This is a genomic window from Staphylococcus sp. ZWU0021 (genome assembly GCF_000798895.1).
Lineage (GTDB): Bacteria > Bacillota > Bacilli > Staphylococcales > Staphylococcaceae > Staphylococcus > Staphylococcus saprophyticus.
Genome location: NZ_JTLN01000011.1, coordinates 1 through 6,519 on the forward strand (window position 1 = coordinate 1; position 6,519 = coordinate 6,519).

Here is a 6,519-nt window from a genome sequence, read left to right on the forward strand (position 1 = left end):
ATCAGTATTTATTATCTAAGAGACTAACAGCAAAGTTTATAACTTTGCTGTTAGTCTCTTATTGTTCGTTTTACACACCCATATTTAAATTTTCAGTGAATTGTTGTAACTTTAAATAGTTGGATTCGCCCAACAGTTTCATCTTTATCGCTAGCACTCTAATAAGAACAGTTCAAAATCGAAGCCTAAAGCGATTATACTATTTTAATAATCTATTTAGTGATTGTTGAATCGGTAATAACGAGTTTCCTATATATTTTTTTAAATCATCAGGTTCAATATCTAAACTTCCACTTTTTATAATTTCTTGTGCTGAAGCAAGAAAATCAGCTAAATCTTTAGGATATTCTGCGTTTTCCTGTAAGAATTTTGAAGCCGTGTTAACATCTGTATCAATAATCTCAAGACTTTTACCTGAAATTTTTTCTAACTCTTCTGCTAATTGACGATATGTGATCAAATTTCCACCAATTTCAATAATATTAGGAAATTCATATTTCCCTGATACTGCATAAGCAGCTATTTGAGCATATTCTTCTTTCAATGCCCAACCGACTTTGCCTTCTCCACCTGAATGAACAAAGTTTCCGCTTTTTAAAGCAGCTGTAATTAACCCGTATTCATTTTCTAAATACCAGTTATTACGCAAAAATGTATAATCTATATCAGAATCTAAAATTAATTTTTCGGTATATTTATGATCCTCTGCTAACGGACTAGTAGAAATATTAGCATTTCCAAAGCTTGTATAAGCAATATAAGAAACACTATTTGCTTTAGCTGCTTCTACAACATTTTTATGTTGTTTTTGACGTTGCCCAACTTCATTCCCTGAGATAAATAAAAGACGATCTATATCTTTGAAAGCTTTTGATAACGCTTCAAAATCATCATAATTTCCAAACCTTATATTAAATCCTTTTTCTTCCAATTGACTTGCTTTTTCTTTATTTCTTACTAAAGCGAAAATCTCATCTTGGGGAACTAATTTTTTCAAAAATTCAAGAGCATAATTACCCATACCACCTGTGGCACCTGTTATTAAAATATTCACAATATCAACCCTTTCTAATTAATTATTGAATATAAGTTGAATCATATACATTATTTTGGAAAAGTACAGTTATCAGTTTATTAAAATAGTATTTTTAAGTAATAATTTTATTAAGTGATTAAAAAGTATAATGTCAAAATTTAGCGATTTTCAAGCAATTTTTATCTTTCCTGGCACTATTTTATATTCTGGCTCATATATGTGTTTTAAGAAACAAATGTAATTAAAGAGGTTGAAAATTATATATTTTTAAAGTTTGCTTTAAATCAACTGTTAAAATGTATAATAAGGATATTGGATTACCACATGCAAATTTGTTTTTAGCACGACGTTTTTTAGGTGTGTAAGTATGCCTGTAGGTATAAAAATAAAAGTCAACCTAGAAAAATTAGATTGGCTTTTTCTTTCGATGCAGTATTGTCAATGTAAATCCAAAAATTATGGTTGTAAATCTACAACATTTTTCAAAAATGTAGTAGCAATATCCAAGACAAATTAATTTTTATAACTGTTAGGAATATCTCGAGCCGTTTCTTTAATTGTGAAATAAAAAAAACGACGAAAGTCGATTATGATTTTTGCACCGTTTCGAACAAACGTGTAAGCGCCTCCTTAAGAGATTTAACTAAATTATAACGATGAATTTTAGATCTATAATGCAATAATAATTGAGTCTACCGGGTTTACAAGTTTAGTTAAGGGTTCCAAGGCTCAACGTCAATAAAGCAATTAGTTATTTTTAACTATCCCATTTGGAACGTAAAATACATGAGCAAAAGTTATTTTGTGGGTATTCTGGTTCGAAATATTTAATTACATCTGCTTTTATATTTCCAAAAGTCGTTTCGGGTTTATGCTTAAAACCGTCATAAAAAGATTTAATTACATCATGTTTAAAATTGCCTCTTGGGAATTTAGTAACGATTGCTTTTCTGATTTCATCAGAATATTGATCCCAATTATCACCCATTACATCTGTTCCTACACCATGATATAATAAGGCTACATTGTTTTCTTTGTGTTCAGCTACACCTAGTGTTGTATGTAACGCAATAGAATCCCAGGCAAGTTGTAAATCGCGTTCGTTATAATTATAATTTTTTAAAAATTGTCTAACTGCATTAGCGCCATCTACTTCGAATCTTAAATCATCGCTACTGTATGTTTGGGTTAAACCTAAATCATGGAATAAAGAAGTGACATAAAGTAATTCTTTATCGTATTGTAATTTATCTTGCATGCCTTTGACTTCGCCAAATAAATAAACTCTGTTTGAGTGATTCCATATTAATTCATTTCCGTATTCTTGTACGATTTTTTGGGCATCTTGAACAATTTTACTATCTGGCACTTTTACTTCATCTATGCTATTAATCATAAAAAACTCCCCTTTGTGAAATATATAATTAGTGTTAATATTCCCTTTAAAAAATAAGTAAAACTTTCTTTATATTGGATAAAGAAAACAAATAAATGAAGAAGTAAATACATTGATTTAAACGAAGACTCTAATCAATTACCTGAATCCATACCACTTGGATTTAGATTAGGGAGAAATCGTTTAAGAGAATTGTTGTATCAGTATAAAGAAATTGGAGTAAATCATTTAGCCTTTGTTGCTTATTTTGCTAGAATTGCTAGAAGACCTGTTGAAGACATTATAGATGAATTAGGCGAAGAAATTGTTCCATATTTTCCAACACACAAAGTGAACTAATTAGGAGGCTATATTGATGAGAGCATTTGCAATAGAATCATATGGAGAAGCTGATGTATTACAAGAATTTAATTTACCACTACCTGAGATAACAGATGAAGAAGTATTAATTGAAGTTGAAAATACAGGTATTAGCCCATACGATTGGCATGTTAGACGAGGTGAACAAGAAGGGAAAATTGATTACCCTATACCGCTCATTTTAGGATGGGATATATCAGGCGTTATACGTAAAGTCGGCTCAAAAGTAACAGATTTAACAGTAGGTACACCAGTTATTGCAACACAACAACTTGATAAAAACGGTGGTTATGCAGAATTTGTGGCCATTAATCAAAACACAGTTGTTAAAAAACCTGAATCATTATCTTTTGAAGAAGGTGCGACAATTCCAATTAATGGTTTGACTGTCTATCAAGCGTTAATAAAATATGGTGAAATGCAACACGGCGATAAAGTATTAATACATGGTGGCGCAGGTGCAGTAGGTATATTTGGCATTCAATTAGCTAAAGCTAAAGGTGCCTATGTAGCAACTACTGCAAGTACACACAACCATGAATTTTTAAAATCAATTGGGGCAGATGTTACCATTGACTACAATACAGAACGTTTTGAAGATTATGTACATGATTATGACATCGTCCTTGATACTCAAGCAGGAGAAACACTTGAACGTAGTTATGATGTATTGAAACCTGGAGGCAGACTTAATATCTATACGCGGGCAAGTTAATAAAAAGAAAGCAGAAAGTAAAGGAATTACAGCATATTTCACATGGACAGAATTAAATCGTCAAGATTTAATAGAAGTTGTTAATTTATATGGATATGGTGTTGTCAAAGCTTACTTTGAAGCTATTTTCCCACTATCTTTTGTTCGAGAAGCTCATAAATTAAGTGAAAATGGTCATTCTAGAGGGAAAATTGTAATAAATAATAAATCATAATATATGATTTATTATTTAAATTAACATAACCGATGATTATCAGAAGTTCTCACTATATAAAAAAGGCACTAAAAGATTATAATCTTTTAGTGCCTAATTAATTATATTAACTACCAAACAAACGACTCCAAAACCCCTTTTTAGGTAGTTCCTCTTCCCTATCATCAGGCTCACTATGTATTCCTTCTGATGGTTTTTCATCTTTTGGTACTACGTTTTCTTTTATACTTTCATTCTTATTCTCTTCATTAATATCTTTATGTCCAATTTCTGTTTCTGTTGGTTGTTTCTTTTCTTGTTGTTGGTTCATACTTTGATTTTCATCAGTAAATACTGCTTCTTTCGCATTAATATTTTGTCTAGCATTAGTCGCTGTATCAAAAGTATATTTAAGGTGCCTTTCTTCTTCTAATTGATTTTCTAGTTTTTGAATCTTTTTATTACTTTCTAAAGCTAATATTTGTTGATTTTCCAACAATTTGTTTAATGTATTAACATTGCTATTTTGTTGATCTAGTTGTTTAGTTAAATTCTCAATATATTTTTCATCATTTTTAGCCCTAGTTTCAAAAATTTCTATTTGCTTTTCTAATTCATTAACTTTTGTTTTTAACGTCTCAGAACTATTTGAATTATTATCTAAATACTTTTTATCTTCTGTAGTATTTTCATCGAAAATTTCTTTTTTAATTGCTTCTTTATTTTGCGTTGTACTTTCTTTCTTAGTAATTTTTTCTATAATTTTTAAGCAATCATTATCATTGATATAATTAATTCCATTTTCTTTTTCAAAAGATATATTTAAACTTTTGGCATTATTAACAATAGTTTGCTTAGTTACATTCAATTCATCAGCAACCATTTTAATAGTTTTCACAACAACCACCCTTTAGGTACCTAATTTAGTACCTAAATTTTACCACCTAACAAACTTTTTTTCATCTTTTACCGCCTAAATTTACCGCCTATTTCACTGCCTAAGTGCCTAATTAGTCACCTATTGGATATTTTTGGCGCCTAATTAGGCACCAAATTAATAAATTCTACTATTTTGAGGTTATAATGTGCTTTTAACTACACTTAAAACGCTTTATATACGACCATAAAAGTGTTAATATTACTTTATGAATATTAAAAGAGTCGATGCTATTGGCGTAGCATCGACTCTCGGTAATAAAACGATTCGCATTCGTTTGTTTATATATTTTTTTGATACTTGTATTATATATATCTAATCATCTAAGTGCAAGCACAAAACATATAACTTACGTAAAAATTGTTTTATTACCTCAATCCAAAAAAAGTGGAAATGAGGTTTTTATTATGCCCAATTTTGAGAAATACAATCTATCACAAGTAAAAACTGAAAGGTTTTATCAACTGCCTAAATATTTATTTGAAGATATATATTTTAAGAAAATGTCAGCAGAAGCCAAAATTATGTATGCGTTATTAAAAGATCGTTTTGAATTATCCATCCAAAATGAATGGGTAGATAAAAATAATAACATTTACTTTATTTTCAGTAATAAACATTTGTGCGAATACTTAGGTTATGCAGAACAAAAAATCATAAAATTGAAAAAAGAGTTAGTAAGTTTTAATTTACTAACTCAAGAACGTGTTGGCCTTAATAAACCCAATAGATTGTATTTATTAAAACCCAATTATGATGTTGAAGGCAGTCGTACCAAGGAACTTCCAAATTCACAGTTCCAGAACAATGAATTTGGAAGTTCTAGAACTATGAATTTAAGTGTTCAAGAACTTCCAAATTCACAGTCTAATGATACTAATTTAAGTAATACTGATTATATAGAAACTGAGAATAATGATACGTATGATATGAATGATACATATAATAATTCAATAAGTCATGATCATTCGGATCATACAAATCATCAACAAACTGAATTTAATAATGAGGCGCTTAAGTTCCAACTCCTTGAAGAATTGCCGCAACAACTTCAAGGCTATTTAAGTAAATTTAAAATTAGAGAAATACGAATTATTAAAAGTGTATTACTCAAAGGGAAGAAATCATTTAATAATGCACATGATACCTATTATCGTTTAGAAGATGTTGAGTTTGAAATTGTAAGTGTGTTGAAACGTTTTAAAGCGATGCTGCTACAAAAGAATGAAACCGTTGAAGCTATGCAAGGATATTTAATGCAATCGATTAAAGCTGAACTTGAAGAAATACACGCACTTAATATGCGTCGTCAAAACATGAAACAACATAATATCTTTAACCAATAATTTAGATAATCTTATAGCAATAAAAGAGACCTCGAAATATTCGGTTAAGTCATTGGATTTTTTAACTGATGACGACGAAAAAAAATCAACACTGGTTTTGCTCAAATTTTAGTTGATGTAATTAAAATATATTTATTTGGCTCATATTTGCATTTTAAGAGCTTATATTCGTTTTTATGTATAAAACTATATGATTTACCCCTAAATCTTTAAAATACCCCCTTAAAATTCAAAATAAAGGTATTTAAATTTTAAATCGTTCTTGTGATAGAGTTTACTTAAAAAGGAGCGTTTTCTATGTCTATTTTAATGTGGATTGGGATTTTTGTTGCAGTTTTTATTGGTGGTATTGGAGTGTTTTTATCTTACTATTTTGGAGAAAAGAAAAATAAATAGACCACGTATTTATGCCGAGAAAATTTATTGACCAACTTTGACCTTTATGTTATATATATAGTGAAAATAGTTATATGCTTTATAGGGAGGGGTTGATATGAGTTTAGATAAAAATTCAAAAAAACTAATTCCTTTTAAGA

The 6,519-nt window shown here is 29.3% G+C and carries 7 protein-coding genes and 1 pseudogene; 5 read left to right on the top strand and 3 right to left on the bottom strand.

Annotation, left to right across the window (positions count from 1 at the left end; genetic code table 11):
* Nucleotides 1-199: 199 nt before the first annotated feature.
* Complete coding sequence (locus tag L987_RS03765; RefSeq protein ID WP_047503079.1) at nucleotides 200-1,054, bottom strand: NAD(P)H-binding protein; 855 nt, start codon at nucleotides 1,052-1,054, stop codon at nucleotides 200-202.
* Nucleotides 1,055-1,793: 739 nt separating this feature from the next.
* Entirely contained in the window at nucleotides 1,794-2,432 is a 639-nt protein-coding gene (locus L987_RS03770; protein WP_047503081.1) for an HD domain-containing protein, read from the bottom strand.
* A 192-nt stretch (nucleotides 2,433-2,624) separates the two neighbouring features.
* Between L987_RS03770 and L987_RS13655 the strand changes: the two genes are divergently transcribed.
* The 3 genes from L987_RS13655 to L987_RS14300 are packed head-to-tail and all read left to right on the top strand — an operon-like array spanning nucleotide 2,625 to nucleotide 3,721.
* The gene (locus L987_RS13655; RefSeq protein WP_156105200.1) at nucleotides 2,625-2,771 is read left to right on the top strand and encodes a hypothetical protein; all 147 of its coding nucleotides are present in this window, start codon (nucleotides 2,625-2,627) and stop codon (nucleotides 2,769-2,771) included.
* A 16-nt stretch (nucleotides 2,772-2,787) separates the two neighbouring features.
* Nucleotides 2,788-3,507, top strand: a complete 720-nt coding sequence (locus L987_RS03775) for an NADP-dependent oxidoreductase (RefSeq protein WP_269429206.1) — start codon at nucleotides 2,788-2,790, stop codon at nucleotides 3,505-3,507.
* A 25-nt stretch (nucleotides 3,508-3,532) separates the two neighbouring features.
* Nucleotides 3,533-3,721, top strand: a complete 189-nt coding sequence (locus L987_RS14300; protein ID WP_269429207.1) for a zinc-binding dehydrogenase — start codon at nucleotides 3,533-3,535, stop codon at nucleotides 3,719-3,721.
* Nucleotides 3,722-3,827: 106 nt separating this feature from the next.
* On the opposite strand, the gene L987_RS03780 is transcribed toward L987_RS14300, so the two are convergent.
* Nucleotides 3,828-4,598: a DUF536 domain-containing protein gene (locus tag L987_RS03780; RefSeq protein ID WP_014287297.1), complete on the bottom strand. Its 771-nt coding sequence runs from the start codon at nucleotides 4,596-4,598 to the stop codon at nucleotides 3,828-3,830.
* A 446-nt stretch (nucleotides 4,599-5,044) separates the two neighbouring features.
* Between L987_RS03780 and L987_RS03785 the strand changes: the two genes are divergently transcribed.
* Together L987_RS03785 and L987_RS14085 are read left to right on the top strand one after the other, a co-directional pair.
* Nucleotides 5,045-5,983 (top strand): replication initiator protein A, encoded by a 939-nt coding sequence (locus L987_RS03785; protein ID WP_047503084.1) that lies wholly within the window; start codon nucleotides 5,045-5,047, stop codon nucleotides 5,981-5,983.
* Between the two features lie 16 nt (nucleotides 5,984-5,999).
* Nucleotides 6,000-6,080: pseudogene (locus L987_RS14085) on the top strand (protein rep); the annotation flags it as partial.
* Between the last annotated feature and the right edge of the window lie 439 nt (nucleotides 6,081-6,519).